The sequence below is a fragment of the Corynebacterium durum genome (assembly GCF_030408675.1).
Lineage (GTDB): Bacteria > Actinomycetota > Actinomycetes > Mycobacteriales > Mycobacteriaceae > Corynebacterium > Corynebacterium durum.
The window spans coordinates 2346187-2365996 of the sequence record NZ_CP047200.1; the positions used below are offsets into that span (position 1 = coordinate 2346187).

Annotated in this window: 20 protein-coding genes and 2 tRNA genes; 12 read left to right on the top strand and 10 right to left on the bottom strand. The window is 56.5% G+C overall.

Annotated elements, in window-relative coordinates; all coding sequences use genetic code 11:
• Window positions 1-46: 46 nt before the first annotated feature.
• The 4 genes from CDUR_RS10905 to CDUR_RS10920 are packed head-to-tail and all read left to right on the top strand — an operon-like array spanning window position 47 to window position 3405.
• Window positions 47-949, top strand: coding sequence for an ABC transporter ATP-binding protein (locus CDUR_RS10905; RefSeq protein ID WP_179418225.1), 903 nt, complete (start codon window positions 47-49; stop codon window positions 947-949).
• A gap of 14 nt (window positions 950-963) precedes the next feature.
• On the top strand, window positions 964-1707 hold the full coding sequence (locus tag CDUR_RS10910) for an ABC transporter permease (protein ID WP_179418226.1): 744 nt from the start codon (window positions 964-966) through the stop codon (window positions 1705-1707).
• A gap of 40 nt (window positions 1708-1747) precedes the next feature.
• A complete protein-coding gene (locus CDUR_RS10915) occupies window positions 1748-2803 on the top strand; it encodes a sensor histidine kinase (protein ID WP_179418227.1) in 1056 nt (351 codons plus the stop codon).
• A complete protein-coding gene (locus CDUR_RS10920; protein WP_006062157.1) occupies window positions 2800-3405 on the top strand; it encodes a response regulator transcription factor in 606 nt (201 codons plus the stop codon). The genes CDUR_RS10915 and CDUR_RS10920 overlap by 4 nt, the downstream gene beginning before the upstream one ends.
• Before the next feature lie 71 nt (window positions 3406-3476).
• Here the strand turns inward: CDUR_RS10920 and CDUR_RS10925 are convergent.
• Together CDUR_RS10925 and CDUR_RS10930 are read right to left on the bottom strand one after the other, a co-directional pair.
• Window positions 3477-3550 (bottom strand) — tRNA-Asp (locus CDUR_RS10925).
• A gap of 31 nt (window positions 3551-3581) precedes the next feature.
• Window positions 3582-3654: transfer RNA gene (locus CDUR_RS10930), tRNA-Glu, on the bottom strand.
• A gap of 179 nt (window positions 3655-3833) precedes the next feature.
• On the opposite strand from CDUR_RS10930, the gene CDUR_RS10935 reads away from it, so the two are divergent.
• The 3 genes from CDUR_RS10935 to CDUR_RS10945 all read left to right on the top strand — a co-directional run bounded on the left by CDUR_RS10935 (window position 3834) and on the right by CDUR_RS10945 (window position 8146).
• Window positions 3834-5792: an ABC transporter ATP-binding protein gene (locus CDUR_RS10935; RefSeq protein WP_179418228.1), complete on the top strand. Its 1959-nt coding sequence runs from the start codon at window positions 3834-3836 to the stop codon at window positions 5790-5792.
• 140 nt (window positions 5793-5932) lie between these two features.
• Window positions 5933-6484, top strand: coding sequence for a class I SAM-dependent methyltransferase (locus tag CDUR_RS10940; protein ID WP_233452943.1), 552 nt, complete (start codon window positions 5933-5935; stop codon window positions 6482-6484).
• A 24-nt stretch (window positions 6485-6508) separates the two neighbouring features.
• A complete protein-coding gene (locus tag CDUR_RS10945; protein ID WP_179418230.1) occupies window positions 6509-8146 on the top strand; it encodes a phospho-sugar mutase in 1638 nt (545 codons plus the stop codon).
• Window positions 8147-8219: 73 nt separating this feature from the next.
• Here the strand turns inward: CDUR_RS10945 and CDUR_RS10950 are convergent, their stop codons facing one another.
• Window positions 8220-8366, bottom strand: a complete 147-nt coding sequence (locus tag CDUR_RS10950; RefSeq protein WP_233452944.1) for a GNAT family N-acetyltransferase — start codon at window positions 8364-8366, stop codon at window positions 8220-8222.
• Window positions 8354-8665, bottom strand: a complete 312-nt coding sequence (locus CDUR_RS10955) for a GNAT family N-acetyltransferase (RefSeq protein ID WP_233452945.1) — start codon at window positions 8663-8665, stop codon at window positions 8354-8356. The genes CDUR_RS10950 and CDUR_RS10955 overlap by 13 nt, the downstream gene beginning before the upstream one ends.
• Before the next feature lie 46 nt (window positions 8666-8711).
• Between CDUR_RS10955 and CDUR_RS10960 the strand changes: the two genes are divergently transcribed.
• On the top strand, window positions 8712-9557 hold the full coding sequence (locus CDUR_RS10960; RefSeq protein WP_179418231.1) for a PhzF family phenazine biosynthesis protein: 846 nt from the start codon (window positions 8712-8714) through the stop codon (window positions 9555-9557).
• A gap of 82 nt (window positions 9558-9639) precedes the next feature.
• Window positions 9640-10353, top strand: coding sequence for a class I SAM-dependent methyltransferase (locus CDUR_RS10965; protein WP_179418232.1), 714 nt, complete (start codon window positions 9640-9642; stop codon window positions 10351-10353).
• Window positions 10354-10404: 51 nt separating this feature from the next.
• On the opposite strand, the gene CDUR_RS10970 is transcribed toward CDUR_RS10965, so the two are convergent.
• Window positions 10405-10944 carry a hypothetical protein gene (locus CDUR_RS10970; RefSeq protein WP_179418233.1) on the bottom strand — a complete coding sequence of 180 codons (540 nt, stop codon included), beginning with the start codon at window positions 10942-10944 and terminating at the stop codon, window positions 10405-10407.
• Window positions 10945-11296: 352 nt separating this feature from the next.
• Between CDUR_RS10970 and CDUR_RS10975 the strand changes: the two genes are divergently transcribed.
• Window positions 11297-12196 (top strand): alpha/beta fold hydrolase, encoded by a 900-nt coding sequence (locus tag CDUR_RS10975; RefSeq protein WP_179418234.1) that lies wholly within the window; start codon window positions 11297-11299, stop codon window positions 12194-12196.
• Between the two features lie 42 nt (window positions 12197-12238).
• On the opposite strand, the gene CDUR_RS10980 is transcribed toward CDUR_RS10975, so the two are convergent.
• The gene (locus CDUR_RS10980) at window positions 12239-13141 is read right to left on the bottom strand and encodes an Abi family protein (RefSeq protein ID WP_179418235.1); all 903 of its coding nucleotides are present in this window, start codon (window positions 13139-13141) and stop codon (window positions 12239-12241) included.
• 120 nt (window positions 13142-13261) lie between these two features.
• Here CDUR_RS10980 and CDUR_RS10985 point away from each other — a divergent pair, with 120 nt between their 5' ends.
• The gene (locus CDUR_RS10985) at window positions 13262-14029 is read left to right on the top strand and encodes an NAD-dependent deacylase (protein ID WP_179418236.1); all 768 of its coding nucleotides are present in this window, start codon (window positions 13262-13264) and stop codon (window positions 14027-14029) included.
• A 155-nt stretch (window positions 14030-14184) separates the two neighbouring features.
• Here CDUR_RS10985 and CDUR_RS10990 read toward each other — a convergent pair whose 3' ends face one another.
• Together CDUR_RS10990 and CDUR_RS10995 are read right to left on the bottom strand one after the other, a co-directional pair.
• Complete coding sequence (locus CDUR_RS10990) at window positions 14185-14979, bottom strand: excalibur calcium-binding domain-containing protein (RefSeq protein WP_179418237.1); 795 nt, start codon at window positions 14977-14979, stop codon at window positions 14185-14187.
• A 205-nt stretch (window positions 14980-15184) separates the two neighbouring features.
• Window positions 15185-15745, bottom strand: coding sequence for a TetR/AcrR family transcriptional regulator (locus tag CDUR_RS10995; RefSeq protein WP_179418238.1), 561 nt, complete (start codon window positions 15743-15745; stop codon window positions 15185-15187).
• 191 nt (window positions 15746-15936) lie between these two features.
• On the opposite strand from CDUR_RS10995, the gene CDUR_RS11000 reads away from it, so the two are divergent.
• The gene (locus CDUR_RS11000; RefSeq protein ID WP_179418239.1) at window positions 15937-16980 is read left to right on the top strand and encodes an ABC transporter permease; all 1044 of its coding nucleotides are present in this window, start codon (window positions 15937-15939) and stop codon (window positions 16978-16980) included.
• Window positions 16981-17091: 111 nt separating this feature from the next.
• On the opposite strand, the gene CDUR_RS11005 is transcribed toward CDUR_RS11000, so the two are convergent.
• Window positions 17092-18516 carry a hypothetical protein gene (locus tag CDUR_RS11005; protein ID WP_179418240.1) on the bottom strand — a complete coding sequence of 475 codons (1425 nt, stop codon included), beginning with the start codon at window positions 18514-18516 and terminating at the stop codon, window positions 17092-17094.
• 278 nt (window positions 18517-18794) lie between these two features.
• On the bottom strand, window positions 18795-19670 hold the full coding sequence (locus tag CDUR_RS11010) for a zinc-dependent alcohol dehydrogenase family protein (protein WP_179418241.1): 876 nt from the start codon (window positions 19668-19670) through the stop codon (window positions 18795-18797).
• Window positions 19671-19810 lie beyond the last annotated feature (140 nt).

Sequence of the window (19810 nt, forward strand, 5' to 3'; positions counted from 1 at the left end):
CAACAGCTACGTGTCAGGCATAAGCTACCCGACAACACTAAAAAGTATGAATACAGAAGTCATTCACGCACGCGACGTGATCAAGGAGTTCAGGGACCGTTCTAAAGGGACATTCCGCGCGGTCAACCAGGTGAACCTTGACATTAAGCAGGGAGAAATCATCGCCCTGCTAGGGCCAAACGGTGCCGGGAAATCGACGCTGATAGACATGATCCTAGGGCTGACCACACCGACAAGCGGGACGATACAAGCCTTTGGGTCGGCACCACGGCAGGCCATCGCGGCGTCGAAAATCGGGGCTGTTTTGCAAACCGGTGGGCTACTGGGAAACCTCACGGTATGGGAAACGGTGGCTATGATCGCCACCACCTTCCCCAACCCACAGCTGCCGGAAACCGTCCTCCGACGCACCAATCTCAGCCACCTCGCCCGGCGGCGCGTGGCTAAATGCTCCGGTGGCGAGCAACAGCGGCTCCGCTTCGCCCTAGCACTACTGCCCGACCCGGACTTCCTCATCCTCGATGAACCTACCGCAGGCATGGACGCGGGTGCCCGTCACGCTTTCTGGGAAACTATGCAGGAACAGGCTCAACACGGGAAAACCATTATGTTTGCCACCCACTACATAGAGGAAGCCCAGAACTTTGCCGAACGGATCGTCATGATGCGCTCCGGGCAGATCGTCGCCGATGACACAACGCATAAAGTTCGGTCGCGGGCGGGTGGGCGGACAGTATCGGCGACATTCCCGCCGGACTTTCCCACCGACCGTATTCCCGGCGTGGCATCACTAACCACAAACGGGAACCGCACGCTGTTGAATACCGGAGACTCCGACGCACTCCTGCGGCACCTCATCAACCACACCCCAGCCACAGACATCATGGTCAGCCAATCCTCGCTGGAAGATGTCTTCCTCAACCTCACATCCACGGAGACCGAGTCATGAACACCCTGCGATACATGTCTTTTGACATTCGGCGTGCACTGAAAGAACCCACTGCACTGGCGGTATCCATCGCATTGCCCTCCATACTGTTCATCGTGTTTGGAGCCAGCCAAAACGGAACGGACAGACCCATCAACGACGGCAACGTTGCCAGCTACGTGATGATTGGGATGGCCGCCTACGGTGCCATCACCGGTGCAGTCGGCACCGTAGGTAGCATGGTTGTTGACGAAATTTCCGGCTGGGGCAGACAACTCGCCCTCACCCCACTGCGCGCCTGGCAACGCATCATCGCACAGATAGCCACCACCATGTCGCGGGCCACGCTGGCCGTCATCGGCGTATTCTTGTGCGGCTATTTTGGCAGCGCCAGCATGCCGATCCGAGAATGGCTGGCGGCGGGTGTGCTCTCCATCATCGCGGTCATTCCCTTTAGCCTGTACGGATTGATCTTTGCCACGGCGTTCCGCTCCTCAGCAGCGGTGTCCTTGTCCACTCTGTCGGTTGTGCCTATGTCGTTCTTGGGCAATGCCTTCACACCCATGCCCGAATCGTTTATGCCATTCGCTAGGTTCACTCCGATCTATGGCAGCGTGTCACTTGCTCGCTACCCTATGACCGATGGCATGCAGGCTCTAAGCAGCGCCCCCTACACCGTGGATGATCCGCTGTGGTACGCGCTGGTGAACATCGCAGCGTGGACCCTCATTTTTGCGCTCATCTGCACGCTCCTGTGGCGCCGCGACAAGGGCCGGTAGAGGCCGGTATGGGCCGCTGAGGTTTCGATAGGCTGAAACCATGTCCACACGCTACGTCCTACAAGCAGGCGTCTGGCTGATTTTCCTCACCTTATTCATCACGGACGTTTCCAACTCAGACCACAGCGCCGTCATCAAAACCACAAGCTACGCGTTGACGGTGCTGTTCATCGCCGTATACCTGCTAAGCATGATGATGCTCCGGCATCCCGCATGGCGGTTACGCATTGATGTTGTGGCCTGGGTGGTGGTACTGCTCGCCATCACCGTCACGATAGGATGGCTGACCAGGCTTCCTTCCACCGCGACCTTTGTGCCGTACATCATTGCGGTGATCCTGTATAAACTGGAATGGCGAATGATCATTCCTACGACGATCACCCTGCTCATCGCCTTGCCGCTGCTAATCGTAGGATTGATCAACGATGACTATGGCCCCATCACGCTGGCCATTGTGGTCATGGTAATCATTGCGGGGCGCTACGGGGTGGAAGTGGACTTCGTCCGACGAGACGTGGAACAGCAGCTTGCCATAGTGCAGGAACGCGAACGCGTGGCCCGCGACGTCCACGACGTGCTGGGGCACTCCCTCACCGTAATCAATCTGAAATCCGAACTCGCCCGCAAACTCATTGACCACGACCCCGAGCAGGCCCGGCGCGAAATCGAGGCAGTGGCTGAACTCAGTCGTTCCGCGCTTGGCGAAGCTCGCGCCACCGTCACTCACCTGCGCACACCTGATCTGGCACGCGAACTGGTGTCCGCCGCCGAGGCACTGGCTACCGCATCAATCCGCGCGACGGTTCCGGCACCTCACCACGCGACACGCATTCCTGACGACACCTCCCGCGTATTTGCCTGGGCCCTAAAGGAGGCCGTGACCAACGTGATCAGGCATTCGGGGGCCACGCACTGCGTCGTCGAACTGGCCCCATCTCGCCTTGTTGTGCGTGACGACGGCCGCGGCTTCCGCAGCACTTACCGAGGAAACGGTCTCGGTGGGCTGGAAGCTCGGGTAGCGGAATCCGGCGGAACCCTGACCATCACCTCCGACTCATCTGGAACCGAACTGAACATCACCATGGACACGCCATGATCACTCTTCTCATTGCTGACGATCAAGCCCTTGTTCGGGGCGCACTTGCAGCACTCCTCAACCTCGAAAAAGACCTCCAGGTGGTGGCGGAAGTCGGCTCCGGCACTGAGATTGTTGCCGCCGCCCTGAAAGCACATGTTGACGTGGCGCTCATTGATATTGAGATGCCCGGCATGGACGGCATCACTGCCACCCAGGCACTCACTGACGCCCTCCCCACCTGTGCCACCATCATCGTGACTACCTTTGGACGACCCGGATACCTCAAACGTGCCGTCGCCGCAGGTGCCAAAGGATTCCTAGTGAAAGACACCCCACCACATCTACTTGCTGACGCCATCCGTCGAGTACACAGCGGACTCCGCGCCATTGACCCCGACCTGGCCGAGCAATCACTCTTCATGCCCGACAACCCCCTCACAGCACGGGAAATGGACATCTGCCGTGCGGCTCTGAAAGCCAGTTCCATTACCGACATCGCGGCGCAGGTGGGGCTCAGTGCCGGGACGGTACGCAACCATCTTTCCGCCATCATCGCCAAAACACAGGCACGTAACCACCACGACGCCGTGTACCTAGCACAGGAAAACGGTTGGTTATGAGGGTCGAATGAGTAACGGGGCGTCGACAAGCAAAAACCCTTCATGAGAAAACATGAAGGGTATCTGTAGTGCGACCCTGACGGGACTTGAACCCGCGACCTCCGCCGTGACAGGGCGGCGCGCTAACCAACTGCGCCACAGGGCCATATAAAAACTGGCCTGTTGGCCAGTTCCTGTACTCCCAACGGGATTCGAACCCGTGTCGCCGCCGTGAAAGGGCGGTGTCCTAGGCCCCTAGACGATGGGAGCGCGTCGCTTGTGGCGACTGCAAAGAACTATACGGAACCATCCACAATTGCGCAAATTTAGCCCTGACGTGCACTTTTATGAACAATGATACCCGTGGGAAATGTGGCACCATTACCGAAACTGGGCTACGGTTAGTAGGGAGAAACCAGCCTCCCGAGAAAAGAACATGTACAAGATATATGAGCACCTACAACAGCCAAAGAAACCCAAGTCCGGCCCGTGCCCGACATAGGAAAAAAAGCGAAGGTGCCTCAAACTACGAGCTCATCTGGTCTTTTGCCAGACCACATCTCCCTATCCTGCTCGTAGGCGTGTTCTTCGGCCTGGTGGGAACAAGCATGGAACTAGCCATGCCCATGGCCACCAAATGGGTGCTGGACACTCTTGGTAAAGGACAATCCCTCGGCGGCCCCATCGCCATCCTGCTGGGACTCCTCGCCCTGGCCATTGTGGCGGGTTTCACCCAGGCCGCCATCCTGGGACGTGTCGCGGAAGGCATTGTGCTCGATGCCAGGATTTCACTGATCAACCGTTTTTTTCGGGCGAAACTCGAACAAATCCAAAACTTCACGTCGGGTGAGCTGGTCACCCGCGTGACCAGCGACACCGTGCTACTCAGGGAAGCAACAACCTCAAGCTTTCTCAACTTGGTCAACGGCACTGTCTCTCTCGTAGGCACCATCGTGCTCATGGCGGTTCTCGACGTCCCGCTCCTGCTCAGCACCCTATCCGCACTGATCATCATCGGCGTGTTCCTTGGTGCACTCATGCCCCACATCGGTCGCGCACGAAAACGCGCCCAAGGCGCACTCGGCGAAGTCGGCGGCATGTTCGAAGGTGGCATGCGGGCCATCCGCACCGTCAAATCAAGCGGGGCTGAAGACCGCGAAATCGCCCGCATCTCCGACAAAGCCCAAGAATCCAACCGCTACGCAGTCCGCGCCGTATGGGTCTCCTCCGCCGTCGGAGTCGTGGCCAGCGGCGGTATCCAACTCGCCCTCATCGCCGTGCTTGGCGTCGGTGCCTGGCGCGTCAGCAACGGATCCATCGAAGTATCCACCCTCGTGGCGTTCCTGCTCTACGCTTTCAACATCGTCCAACCCGTATCCAGCCTCACCATGGCTTTCACCGAAATCCAATCCGGCATGGCCGCCGCCGAACGCATCCGAGAAACCGAAAAACTCGAACTCGAAGACCTGACCGGTCTCAGTTCCCACCGGCCACGGCCATTCACACGATCGGCGGGACCTGCAGATTCAAGGTCTACATCGGACCAGCTGGAGTTGGGGCGCGCGGAGCAACTGGAAAGGTCAGCACAGTCTGGACGGCCCGGGCGGTTGGCCGTGCCCGCCGGCCGGCCCATAGAAACCCACGGCGAACTAGAAAACCCAGCGCAAGACTCCGTGTTCTCCCTGCGCAATGTCACCGCCGGATACGCCAACGCCCAACGACCCGCCCTCAGAAACATCAGCATGGACGTGCCGCGATCCGGGCACGTCGCACTCGTCGGACCATCCGGCGCAGGCAAAACCACCATCTTCTCCCTGCTGCTCCGCTTCATTGACCCCCAACGCGGCACTGTGGAAATGAACGGCATCCCCTACCACGACCTCAGCCTTAACGACGTCCGCTCACACATCGCCTACGTCGAACAAGAAACCCCCATCATCAACGGCACCATTCGCGACAACGTGCTGTTCCGAGTAGTGGATGCCAGCGACGATGAAGTCTGGGACGCCCTCCGGGCAGTCCGCCTCGACGAAAAAATCAGTGGACTCCCCGAAGGACTCGACACCCCAGTGGGCAGCACCAGCCTCTCCGGCGGGGAACGCCAACGCCTGGCCATCGCCCGCGCCCTCGTGCGCACTCCCGACGTCCTCCTCCTCGACGAAGCCACAGCCCAACTCGACGGCATCACCGAAGCCGCTATCCAAAACGTGATCTCCAAAGCCGCTTCAACCGGCACCGTGATCACCATCGCACACCGACTTTCCACCGTTCTTGATGCCGACCAGATCATTGTGTTAGAAAACGGGCGCATACGAAACCGCGGCACCCACCACGACCTGCTCAACAACGACGAGCTCTACCACGAATTCATCACCGCACTGAAGATCAGTGCCGAAGAAGGCCGATGATTTTTTGAGGGATGGTTGGCGTGACTGGGAAATGTGCTTATGTTCAAGCACGAAAATGGAGTGTTTTCGAGCTTGAAGATAAGCACATTTTCGTCTCACACAGCAGAGCGATCGGAAGATACCAGCAAGAAAGAGCGTTGATGTCCGCTACCCCTTGGAACCACAACATCGCCTATCACCCGTGGGTCATGCGGCACGCGCATGGCGACGTTCTTGATGTTGGCTGCGGCGACGGGCTGCTTGTTCGAAAACTATCTGCAACCTGCGCATCCGTGACGGGAATAGATCCGAATGTTACCGCCACGCTGCCCACCATCCAGAGCGCAACCTTCGACGACTTTTCGCCTGATCAGCTCTTTGACACCATCATCTTTGTCGCCTCACTGCACCACATGGACACGCGCTGCGCGCTCATTAAAGCAAAAAATATGCTGCGTCCCGGCGGTCAGATTCTTGTGGTTGGGTTGGCCCGCAACAGTTCTCTCATGGATTGGGCCATCTCAGGGGCGCTGCTCCCAGTGGTGAAAATAAGCTCCTACCTGCACAAAGAAACACACGACCCCGACATGCGCACAGCCGCGCCCACGCTCAACCTGCGCGACATCCGCAACATCGCCAACGATGTACTGCCCGGCGCGCATATCCGCCGCGCCCTGTACTACCGTTACCTGCTGCGTTGGACCAAGTACTGACGGGGCGTCGATAAGCTGGAGGTCATGAGCATCACCGATGTGGCACGTGACTGGGCCGCCCATGACCCCGACCCGGAGACCGCAGCCTATGTGCTGGGCCTCCTTGAGGACCCGGCACGCGCAGCCGAACTGCAAAGCCGCTTCTCTGGGCCACTCACCTTCGGCACCGCTGGATTGCGCGGCGAGGTGGGGGCTGGGGAAAGCAGAATGAACAGGGCCGTCGTTACGCGTGCCACCTACGGGCTCATGGACTGGTTGGGGCGGCAGGTGGAGGCGCCCCGCGTGGTTATTGGTTGCGATGCCCGCCATGGCTCCAGCGACTTCTATACCACCGCCGCCGAGGTCATTTCCGCAGCTGGCAGCACCGCACTCCTCCTCCCGCCCTGCTTACCGACGCCCGTCACCGCCTTCGCCGTCCGCGCACTTCATGCCGATGCCGGGATCATGATCACCGCATCCCACAACCCGCGCACCGACAATGGATACAAGGTGTACCTGGGTGGACGCGTCGCCACTGGGGTCGCTGATGGAGTGCAAATCGTGCCGCCTGCCGATGCCGAAATCATGGCGTGCATTACTCAGGCTTCCCCTGCTGACCAGATCACACGTAACGCGTCGCGGGTAGAAAAGGTAGATGTGCTGCCTGCGTATCTTGAGAAGGTTACTCGGCTGGGTAGTTCGCCGCGTGACGTGCGCATTGTTCTCACCGCAATGCACGGCGTTGGCGGTGAGGTGGCGCGGCAGGCCCTGAACCTTGCGGGATTTAACGACATCCATGTGGTGGAAGAGCAATTCGCGCCCAACCCGGACTTCCCCACCGTTGCATTCCCCAACCCGGAGGAACCCGGCGCGCTTGACCTCGCCATAGCGCTGGCCAGTGACGTGAATGCCGACCTGATCCTCGCCCTTGACCCCGATGCCGACCGCTGCGCCGTGGCCATTCCCACTGGTCAGGGGAATTGGCGGCAGCTTTCTGGGGATGAGACCGGGTGCTTGTTGGGGGATTATGTTGCTGGCCGGATTGGAGGTGGTGGCGTTGGGGTCGGCGTGCTGGCCAGCTCCATTGTCTCCTCCCGCCTGCTCGGGGCCATCGCCGCAGACCACGGGCTGGAACACCGCACCACGCTCACGGGATTCAAATGGATTGCGCGAGTACCTGACCTGGTGTTTGGTTACGAGGAAGCCATCGGGTACTGCTGCGACCCAGCACATGTGCGCGACAAAGACGGCATCACCGCCGCCGTCACCATGGCGCTACTGGCTGATAGCTTGCGTATCGACGGCCGCACCATCCAGGATGTGCTGGACAGCTTCGCCGACCGCTTCGGCCTGCACGCCACCGCCCCAGTGACGTTTCGGGTTGAGGATGTAGGTCTCATCTCTGCGGCGATGCAACAGTTACGCTCGACGGCTCCCACTGAACTTGCTGGTTCAGAGGTTGTGTCAGTTATTGACCTGGGGGAAGGCTACAACGGGCTTCCACCCACCGACGGACTCATACTGCTCACCGCAGCCAACGACCGCGTGATCATCCGCCCCTCCGGCACCGAACCGAAACTCAAATGCTACCTAGAAGTCATCCTCCCAGGCGGCACCTGGGAGGAAGCACGCAAGCGGCTCGACGCGATTGGCGAGGAGCTACGTCGGGTTATTGGGTTGTAGAGGGGTTATGGTGTTCTGCAAACCTGAATTTACCCAGGTGAACGACACAAAGGGCGTCGCTAAGCAGCATGCTTCACAGTTCCCGGCGTGCGATATAGGCATCGCCGATGGGAAAACCGTGCCGTGCATAAAAACGCTGGGCGTCGATATCCGGGGCATCAATTCCAATAGTTAACTCACCCGCACCACGAGCCTTTGCCTCGCTGATTACGTGGCGCAAAAATGGCTGCCGTAGCCGTTATCGCGCCACTCTGGCACGGTGTATAGCTCTTCTAATGTGGCGATGAGGCTGTTTGCCCATACGTCGGGACGCAGCGTAACCAGGCCAAACGCGACGATAGGGTCACCGGCCACAACCACATATGCAAGGTCACTGGATAAAAGCTCATGAAGACGACGAGTAAGAAACTCCACGCCTGGGGAAGGCTCGTCATATTCGCAGTTAAAAGCGTCCAGAAGCTGGGCAATATTGCCCACATCACGCACCGCGGCAAGTCTTGTGTTTGGTAACGACCCCATAGCTCAACTCATACACAACCTCCAGTTTTTATGCCAGAATGACCGCATGAACACAAGGCGAGCATTTGCGCAGGTAGACGTTTTCAGCACGGAACCGTTCATGGGAAATCCGGTGGCAGTTATCCTCGATTCCGACGGTTTAACCGGCGAGCAGATGCAGCGTATTGCGCGCTGGACAAACCTGTCTGAAACCACGTTCATTACGCCCGCTACCTCGCCTGAGTCCGACTACGCACTGCGTATTTTCACGCCGAATAGTGAAATTCCTTTTGCCGGGCACCCCACGCTCGGTTCGGCACACGCGTGGCATGAACAGCACCCTGAGCACACCGCTGATCGCATTATTCAGCAGTGCGGTGCTGGGCTTGTGGAGATCCGCACAATCAACGGCCAGTACTTTTTCAAGGCCCCTGACACTATCCGCAGTGGCCCGCTATCCGACGCCGAACTCGATCACCTCACTGCAGGGCTCGGCATTACTCGCAAGGATGTTGTCGCGCACCAGTGGGTGGACAACGGTCCAGGTTGGGCGGGCATTCAGCTCGCCAGCGCCGCGCAGGTCACCGCTCTTGAACCCAACTTCAATCTACTTAACGACGCCCTGGTAGGCATTGTGGGTCCGCACCCCACCGGCAGCCCCCATACTTTTGAGGTACGCGCTTTCGCCCCCGGAATTGGGGTACCGGAAGATCCGATCACCGGTAGCCTCAACGCTTCGCTTGCGCAGTGGTTAATCCGGGAAGGCACTGCACCCAGCACATATACCGCGACCCAGGGCGGCAATCTTCACCGCGCCGGGGTGGTCACTATTACCACTGACGATGAGGGCGCGGTGTGGGTTGGGGGTGCTACCACCACGATTGTGAGCGGTGAGATCGTCCCCCTAATGTGACTGCACCGATAAACAAGTATTGCTCCACGCGCCACTGCTGATTCATTCTGATTAAGGACATTAGAAGAAGGCAGTAACAATAATGGCACAACCACACAAAGCAAAGGTTAGCTACGGGATTGACGGACCGATCGTACCCGCAGCGTTCAGCATCGGGGCCGTCATATTCATCATCTGCGGCCTGATATGGTCACCGTGGTTTTACATTGGCGCAGTCTTATCTGCCGTCCAGGCGGGATTCTATTTACACGCCACATTTCGCGGAAAATTCGTGGTGTGGGATCGCGTATTGAACGACATTCCTTTTCAAGGAAACGAAAAGATCTTGGACATGGGATGCGGTCACGGTACCGTCCTTATCGCCGCAGCACAACGCATTCCCCATGGCACAGCAATTGGCATTGACCTGTGGCGTTCCATTGATCAATCAGGAAACTCCATGGATGCGACACTGCATAACGCGGAAATCGAGGGAGTTGCCGATAGGGTCACATTGGAAACCGCCGATATGACAGCTCTCCCCTTCCCCGACAATTCCTTTGATGTGGTTGTCTCCAGCCTGGCCATTCACAATATCCACTCTGTTGAAGGCCGCAAAAAGGCAGTTCACGAGGCATATCGCGTGGCCAAGCCAGGTGGCCACATCATTATTGCCGACCCATTTAAAGCCAAAGAATACGGCCCAGCACTCACAGAAGCCGGCGCCACCGATACTCACACCCGTTCAGTCGGATGGGAGATGTGGTGGTCCGGCCCTTGGTCGGCGACCTATTTTGTTACCGCAACAAAGAGTTAACGGTGAGTTATCGACGCCGCGTTCCCCGCGCGGCGTCGATAAGCGTGCTGATTAGAGTTCTTTGCCTGGGTACACGCAGGGGCCTGCGCCCAGCGAGTCGGTACTAATCAGCGGCGAGTAATTGTACTGTTCGACTCGCGTACTGACCAGGGCGAGTGGGTGGCGCTGTGGGGCAACACCCTTGAAAGTCACTTTTTCATCCTTGTTCACCCAGCGGTCCACCACAACAAGTGGCTTCTCTTGGAGGTTGTACATGTCATGCAGGGCCACATGATAGAACGCTGGTTCTGGCGCCGTGAATTCGACAGTGAGCATGACATCGCGGCCTTCACATTTTGTTGTCGCCTTGTAGCCTTTGCCCAATACGGCCTCGGACTGTTTGTTGGCGTCAGGAGCTGGAGGCGTGGGGGCTTCAGACGTGGGTTTTTCTGCAGGTTTTTCCGAGGGCTTGGGAGCCTCAGGCTTGGAGGGCTTTGAGAAGCTGGAGCTGAGGTCTGATGACTGGGCAACGACAGGGGTTGTGAAGCCAACAGTTGCGGCGACGCCAGCGAGAAGTGCGCAGGTCATACGCATAGAAAGTCGTGTAGACATTGATGATTCCTTCTGTTTGAGAAACTAAGAATCATCATAGCCGTAGATGTTATTTTTATAAAACTAGCATGAGTCTAGATTCAACCCACGCCGCAGTACGCTTTCGCCGTATTATGTTTTCCCAGCTTATCCACAGTATCCCTACGGTACGCACCATGCCTGGTGTGTGTAGCCCAGAGTCAGCTCAAGGCGAACCCCACTGACCATTTGGTTTGAACCACCGACCCCTTGGCCAATGTCGCGCCACCTTTTGGAATGCTCGCACACCCCTCATACGTCAGGCTGCAGAAGTGATAATAGCAAGCATGATGCGTTGGGACAAGGGGGTATGAGGACTGATAGCGTTAGGTTCATGTGGGCTGCCTACAGCGCTTTCTACCCTCCAGAACTACGAGCGCAGATAACTGCGCCAGAGCACACGTGGTGGCCCTGGCGCGGAAACCATGTGCATGTTGCATGTACCCACAACGCTGATGCCCACGCGCGCATCCTCGTTATTCACGGTGCAGGTGGACACAGCGGTGCGCTATGGCCTATCGCCAGCCTCATCGCAGCACAAGAAATCGATGTTTCCGCCATTGATTTGCCGCTTTACGGCCTCACAAAAACACCACATCCACAGGACATTCGTTACCAAGACTGGGTGAATGTGCTGGTTGACTACATTGATGCGCATTCTGACAACCGCCCGCTCATTCTCGTCGGGGCAAGCATCGGCGGCCTACTTGCCAGCGAGGTAGCTGCACAATCCAGGCATGTTCACGCTGTTGTAGCCACGTGCCTTCTCAATCCCCGGACATGGCAAGCCCAAGCGCATATGACCACATTTGGTCCTTTCGGGGTGCTTTCCGGACTAGTGGCACCACTCGCTCGCGGCCCCATCACACGCATCATGATCCCCATGCGGTGGGTCGCGAACTTCAGACGCATGAGCCGCAATCCACAACTTTCGGCGTTATGTGCTCGCGACCCCCTCGGTGGAGGAGCACAGATTCCACTAGGATTCCTCGCATCATTTCTTCGCTACCAGCACACCCCACCAACCGTGCCTGTCCACCTCGCGCACCCACAATGCGACGCATGGACACCTCCGCGACTCAGCATGGATACACTCGCCACCATGCCACAACCTGCAGGCTGCACCCTGCTCCAAGAATGCGGGCATTTTCCCATCGAAGAACCCGGGGTAAGTGAACTTATTAACGCAGTCATGGCCGCCACCCAATCATCACAACGCAGGGCAAACCCATAAGACCCAAATAGGCACATTACCTGACCGCGAGTCAATGAACCACTAGTGTTGATACCGATCTTTCGTAGACTGAGGATCAATCATCCCCCGCCTAAAGACATCATTGTCCAGCATGAATAATTGTTCAAATTGCTCAAGAAAATCTGATCTTATATTCATTTTTTTAAGAAAATCATCCAACGAAACAATAACATCCATAATTGATCTTGGCGTAAAATTCCCTATAGCCAACCGCCGCTTTGCCTTATTGCGCACATTATGCGGAACAGCCCCGGCATCAATCACACAATGATTCCACAATCTCCCATAATGAGCACATCTATTTCTTAAATACACAATAGACCGCAAGCGAGAGGGGAATCCACTTTTAGCAAGACCAATATCTTCACAAATCAAATGAGACATTTGACCATGCTGACCCCTCTCAATACACTTTGAAAGCGTACCAAAAGAAAAAGCTTCAACCGCAGACCAAACTGGAAGTTTGGCATATTTTTCAGAAGCGGAATCATCGCGATACCTAAGAATATGACGGTCTTTACTTCGTTCAATATCCCGAATGCACGCTTCCGATAACGACTCAGATGACTCAGCGCCAGAAAAATAGGAATCGCAAAGATACTCCCCATATGCCCCACCCTTCTCCGCAACCATATAGGCATATCGATTGCGTAATAATATCTCTATTTGAGAAATCGGACCCATCAGAAACTGGTGCAATCTCTGATCAAGGGAATATATTTCAAATATTTGATCAAAAGTCACCCCGGAAATAAATTCATTTACACCATCTTCGGGAGACTTCTGAAAATATCTACGATATCCAGAAAAGCGATAATAGCCTACTTGTTTTAAAAATTTTAGACAATCATCCTCTGAGGATAAAATTAAACCTCGATCTTTAAATAATTGCAGCTGCTCTCCCCAAGAGCGCCAAGGTTTCATGAAGCTCCTAAAAATAAGGCCCAACCCATTTGAGCTTCATTGAGAGGCTTGGGAAGGGGACTATCATGCTTAAGTATATACGATTACTGTGATTCTGCAACCCCAACTACCCTCGACACCATGACACCCAACGCAGACTTCAACCGCTCCCTTGACCAGGCCCTCAACCTTGCCCGCAACGCTCGCCACGTTGAGGTGTTCACCGGCGCGGGAATGAGCGCCGAAAGCGGCCTGGAAACCTACCGCGATGACACCACTGGCCTGTGGGAAAACGTTGATCCGCAGGCAATGGCCTCCATTTCCGCTTGGGTGAAAGACCCTGACCCCATGTGGGCCTGGTATTTATGGCGCGCCCGACTGGCCCACAATGCCCAACCGAATGCGGGGCATGAGGCGTTGGCCCGGTGGGCGTCGATAAGCGACGTGCATGTGACCACCCAGAACATCGACAACTTGCATGAACGCGCGGGGTCACCGGAGGTGACGCACCTGCATGGCAGCCTTTTCGAGTGGCGATGCACCATCTGCGCCCGCCCCTACCGCAACGTTGATCTGCCGGACGAGCCCGTTGAACGCCTCACGCCACCCGACTGTCCGCTGTGCGGTAACCCGATCCGCCCAGGTGTCGTATGGTTTGGGGAGGCATTGCCGCCGCGCGAGTGGGCCACCGCCGAGGAAAAAATGACCAACGCGGACCTCGTGGTAATTGTGGGTACCTCCGGCATCGTGCAGCCCGCAGCATCACTGCCGATTATCGCCGCGGAACTCGGCACGCCAATCCTGGAAATCTCCCCCGCCGCCACCGAACTCACCCGGCTCACCAGCGTGTCCTTGCGATCCACCGCCGCGACCGCGCTGCCACCGCTTATCGACGCCCTCGAGGGCTGAGGTTGGCGGGACCGACCGGGCTTCCTGCGCCATGATCTATCCTGAGCGACATTTTCATGGACCATGGTTTTGTACCGTAAAGTTTGCTTATCTCCAAGCTGGAAAATGGGGTGTTTTTGTGCTTGTGGATAAGCAAACTTTGCAACAAGCAACTACTAGCAGTTTTTCGGGCGCTTTTCGCAGCCAATGCCGTCGTGATCACGGTCGAGATGCGGACCGTAACCTGGAGAACCTGCATACACAGGTGCATCACCGGCAGTCCAGGCCGCGCAACAGTTGGGGTACGCGCCCGCGCTGTTCTGCTGTGTTCCAACGAGGTTCTGCACCTGGGCAGGCTGGACCGGCGGAGCTGGGGGTTCCGGCGTCTCCGGTTCAGGCGTGGGTTCCGGGCTTGCTTGCACCAGATCCGAGAGAGGGGCAACCACCTCGGATGTGACTTTTGTTGTTGTCGTAGTTGAGGTTGAGGTTCGCCGGGTTGTTTCCTGCTTTGATGTCGTGGTGGTCATCATAGAAGTCGAGGTCGCGGGAATAGGTACCGAAGTCCCCACAACCTCATGGTCAGGTGCTGGTTCGACGAGCGCCATCCCCATGAGTGCTGCAACCACGGCAGCCGGTGCCACAACCTTCCAATGGCGCTGCGCGGGAGCCACACTTTGACCAAAGAAACCACGCTGCTGTTCTTTTGCCCGCTGCATGTCTTTGTATTCGCAAATAAACCACCAACCAGCGGGTACAAGGAAGCCCGCCGACACAAGAAACATGGCGAATGCTTGCCCGAAACCAGATATGACCAGTATTCCCAGGGAAGCGAGAAGCAGTAGTCCACCAATGATCACAGCAATGATGGATACTGCTGCTTTGAACACACGTCCAGCGGTGCTGCGCTGTGGTTGTTGCGGCGTCCGAGGCGAGAGGGGTGGGATGGGTGAGCATGAGGTGGGGTATGTCATGATCGACACCGTCCTTAGGCTTTAGGTTTTGCCCACAAAGCAAAATCTTAGATTTTTATTTGCTTTCTATAAATATAAATAGCGCATACCAAAGTCATATTTAAGTTAGTGGGGAAGTGCTACCTTCTTTAGGGGTCAACCACAAGCACAACACACCGCCGCAACCCCGGCGGGCGTCGATAAGTGCCGTCTAGCAATGCGCGAGCTAGTCGGGGCGGATACCCTTCAGGAATACATCAACCAGCCACGTTTGCCCAGGCTGAGAATCAAGAACCGGCAGTTCTGGGAGCGGGCGAGCAATGGTGGCGAGGCCAACGTGGAAGCGCTCAATGGTCATATCCTCCGTAAGCAGGCCCGCCTCTTTTGCGCGGTCCAGAACCCCAGCCGTGCGCTCAATGCCAGTGCGGCGAATCTCGCGAGCCCGATCCACAATCTCCTTCACCTCTGGCGTTACCACAATCTGCGAGACCAAGGCACTCATCTTAAGATTCGCGAGTGAGTGAACAAGGTTCTGCCACGCTGCCTCCGGGTCGGCATCCCAGGACGCAACGCATTCGTCGAGAAGCGCCTCCACCTCCCCCGCACCCTGCTCGACAAGCCCAAGAATAAGGTCGGCGCGGGTGGGAAAATTCCTGTACAGCGTGGCAATTCCGACCCCCACCGTCGAGGCAATAGTGCGCATGGATACCTCTAACCCATGCTGCGCAAACAACAATCGCGCGACCCTCAGTATTTCCTCGCGGTTTTCCCTTGCATCCTTGCGCATACCCTTTCCCTTCTCTCTGCACGATCTTCCGCACTATCACCCGGCATCATGCCCGTTACCCTGCGTAGTTGCATTCTACTATACGGATCACTATGCTCCATTTAAACGGATCAAAACGCTCCGATTCTGGTTGGAATGTGTGATCCGCAGACACAACTGAGCAGACAAACCTCAAGAAAGGACGCAAGAAGATGACCGTCACCACAACCGACCAGGCCACACCAACCATCGCGGCCGCGAGCACCCAAACACAAAGCAACACCACCAGCACCCAAGCTGACACCCCCACCAAGCAGTACCTCAAACTCGCCGGATTGATACTCGGCCTGAGCACGGTACTGCTGCTCATGCTTCTTGCCTTTGTCACGCCGCTGCTCAACTCTGGCGCCAAGGATCTCCCCCTTGCCGTAGGCGGACCGGAAGCCGTGACCACCCAGATCACGCAGGGGCTACAGGCAAAGTCGCCCGATGCCTTTGACGTAAGCACCTACAACACAGCCGAGGAAGCTACCCAGGCAGTGAAGGATCGGGACGCAATCGGCGCCATCACCGCAGGCCCCGAAGGAGTCACCATTGTGACAGCAAGCGGCGCAGGCTCCCCCTACGTCCAGCTTCTCAAGCAAATGGGGGCCGGCATGGCAGAAAGTGGGCAGCACGTCAACTACGTCGATGTCGCTCCGATGACCGCAAAAGATCCCACCGGCTCGGCCCTCACCGCCCTTGCAATGCCCATGATCTTCGGTGGTATGTCGACCGCCGCAATCTTTTCCATGGTGTTCAAAAACTCCCGAACCAAGCAGCTCATCGGCGCTCTTGGCGTGGCCATCCTCGGTGGTCTGGTTGCCTCCTCTGTACTCTACTTCGGTTTCGACGCCCTGGAAGCTAACTTCTGGCCCACCACCGCTGTGATCATCCTGGGCATCGCCGCTATCTCCACCACCGTCCTCGGTTTGAATTCGCTTCTCGGGTTTGCTGGCCTGGGACTCGGTGCCGTCACCATGCTGTTCATCTCCAACCCACTATCCGGCATGGCCACGGGCATGCACTGGCTACCCAGCCCGTGGGGTGCCATCGGCCAGTACCTGCCGCTCGGTGCCGCCGGAACCGCCATCCGCTCCTCCGCGTTTTTCGACGGCGCGGGCATGACCAACTCCGTCATCGTCCTGCTCTGCTGGATCATCGCCGGCATCACACTGGCCGCCGCCGGCGCATGGCGCGCACGCCGAACCGGGTAGGTTGTGCGCACTGAGTGCTTAGCGACGTCCGCCCTGCCGCAGCAATCCCCTTTTGCTGCGGCAGGGCGTTTCTGTATGGGTGGATCGTTGGCGGCATCACGAAATGTGCGATCACAGGGTTGCGGGATCATTGAGGTGAGTCTTGCCCATATTCATCAGAGCCTCATAGCTTGCGTTATGCAAAGAAGCTGCCGCGCCACAAAACACAACCGCAATAAAAACACTCAGAATATAAACCGATCCCGCCTGCTCACTGTACACACTGAGCACATTGGGCAAGAACATGAGTACGGGTAGAGTTTCAGATATTCTCAACCACATATGCAGCTTTGTACCAGCCTTGAGAAGCCCCTTGTATCGCGTCTTACCTAGACGCATACAAAGGTAAGAATTCGACCCAACAACCAGCGTTAACATCAGCAGAGCTCCACCATAACCGCAATACACTCGCCACATGTCAGAAAAAGCTGGTATCGGTAAATTTGCAGCAATAGATATGCTCATCAGAATAAGCACACTATTTCTTAACAAGACACAACCCTTATAATCCTCTTTCACATCGTCCGAGAGCAACATAGAAAGCGCGCCGTAATCATTCAGTTCACCAAAGTTAGGATCCCCCTGTTCAACCGTGCGAATGACGTGAATCCCCAGCTCAGTATCTCGAATGCCGATAGCATCAGCAGGATTATTCATCGCCGCCATAAACGCGTTATACTCTGCTAATTTCTCCGGACTTAAATTTGCTACCACACTCGAAGAATTTTTCTCAACGGCCTGCGTGATCGCATTTTTCATAAAAGAATTAAACATACGATCACGTGAGCTCGGTGGACGACTGTACTGCGCGAGAGCTTTATCTATCGCCTTCAAGTCTCGATCCCTCAGAAATCCACTCCTCGCCTGTTCAAGTCTAGTTTTTGCTTCATCGCGCCTCCCCGACATAGCCAATAGACCAATCCTGAGCTTCGCCAGCAAGAGCGGATCGGCATTAAGCGATTCGGCCCTACTCAACGCCCTTTCCGCATCACTATAAAGTTGCCATAGTTTCAACCCTTCCGGGTTACTCTCTAATTTGTCATCAAAAGAGCTAATCATGCGCAGGATAAGATTGACAACGACAAAATACAATTCAACCCTGTTTGGATCGCGCTCTATCGCTTCATGAGCATATTTTAGCCCAATCCCATAATCAGAAAAACCAACCACACCCGAACGAACTTTAAGTGGGAAAACCGCAAGATTAAAAAGCACAATCACATCTTGAGAATCCTGCCGTGCCACCTCGCGCACTAGCTTGAGCATTTCAGCTTCGCCAATTTTCGCACGCCGCAATGCTTCGTCATATTTACTATTATCAGTATCGACAGTTGCGCAACTTTCACGCCGATACGCCTCCGCTGCTATCAACAGCCAATAAGGATGCGAGTGATATTTCTCCGGCATGCCCTGAAGTACTTTGAGGGATTCCCTACCGTCTGTTTCGCAAAGAAGATGGTAGGCTGCCCCCAAACAGCTATCTAGCACTGCATCCATGACCTCACTATACCGCTTTTCTCCATCACAGAAATCAAAACCGATACAGAATTATATTATCTGCTAAACAAGGAACTTCTGGAAGGAAAACTACAGTCCTCTCTTCATGCACTCAGTCCGAAAAAGAGTGAGATGAGGTGGAATAGTTCATGCAAGCTGCGGGCCTTGATAAGCTTTCGGTGATTTTTCAGCGGTTCACCACTCATAAAACTCCATGCATATCAATCGTCCCAGAGTTTGGCGGCCAATCTTCGAGTTGATGGATATTGAGGAAGAACTCAATCAGTAACCCTAACCAACAACTTCCCCTCCCCCGGGCGATACTTCTTCAGCGCCTCCGGCAACTCCCGCAGGCTCACTTCACGAGCCATCCGCGAACGCAATCGCCCCGCTCTCAGCTGGTCAAACACCCCCTCAAGCAACGCCGGAAGCTCCGAACGCGGGCACGCATGCACCACGTCACGCAGACGAAACATCTCCACCCGCCTGCCCACCTCACCTAGCGACCGCCCCGACAACAACCCGTAGTGCACCACAACCCCATCCGGCTTCACCGCCAGCGCTGCACGTCGCCCGGTCTCCCCGCCAACACAATCGAACGCCACATCCACGTGCTTATCGACGCCCTCCCCACTCCATCCCCTACCCACCATTACTGTTTGTATTCCACGTTGATCGAGTAGTTCCTGAAGGTGGCGTGCAATGGTGGTGGACGCGCCGTCGATAAGCACGGTGCGGGCATCACCGCAGAAGCGTTCAACCATGAGGTAAGCGGTGAGCGGGTTGATGTAGACAAAGCAGGCAACATCGGTGGGGATGTCGTCGGGGACGGGTATGCACCACGTGTGATCGGTGCGTTTGAGTTCCTGCCATGCGCCGGCCGAGCCGATGGGCAGGACACGACGGCCAAGGAGGGCACTGGGCACTTCCGGTCCAATGCGCTCGACCACCCCAACGCCCTCGAAGCCCGGGACCAGCAGGAATTCGGTTCGGGAGGCGTAGGCACCGGACACCGTGACCGCATCGGACGGGTTGAACGCGCTGGCCAGCATGCGCACAATAACCTCGCCGCGTTGTGGGGCATCGGGTTCGGGGACATCCTGGATCGTGACGTTATGGATAGGACCTGGTTGAGCGGCTAGGGCGGCGAGCATGTTGTTAGGTTAGCGCGAACTCGTTACCTAACTTCCAACCTACTGAAAACTACTCAGGCATAGAGGACATGCCGTTGAATCAACGTGCCCATGAGTTCCCGTCTTGCGGATGACCTTCCATCCCTCCCCCACTTGCGCAT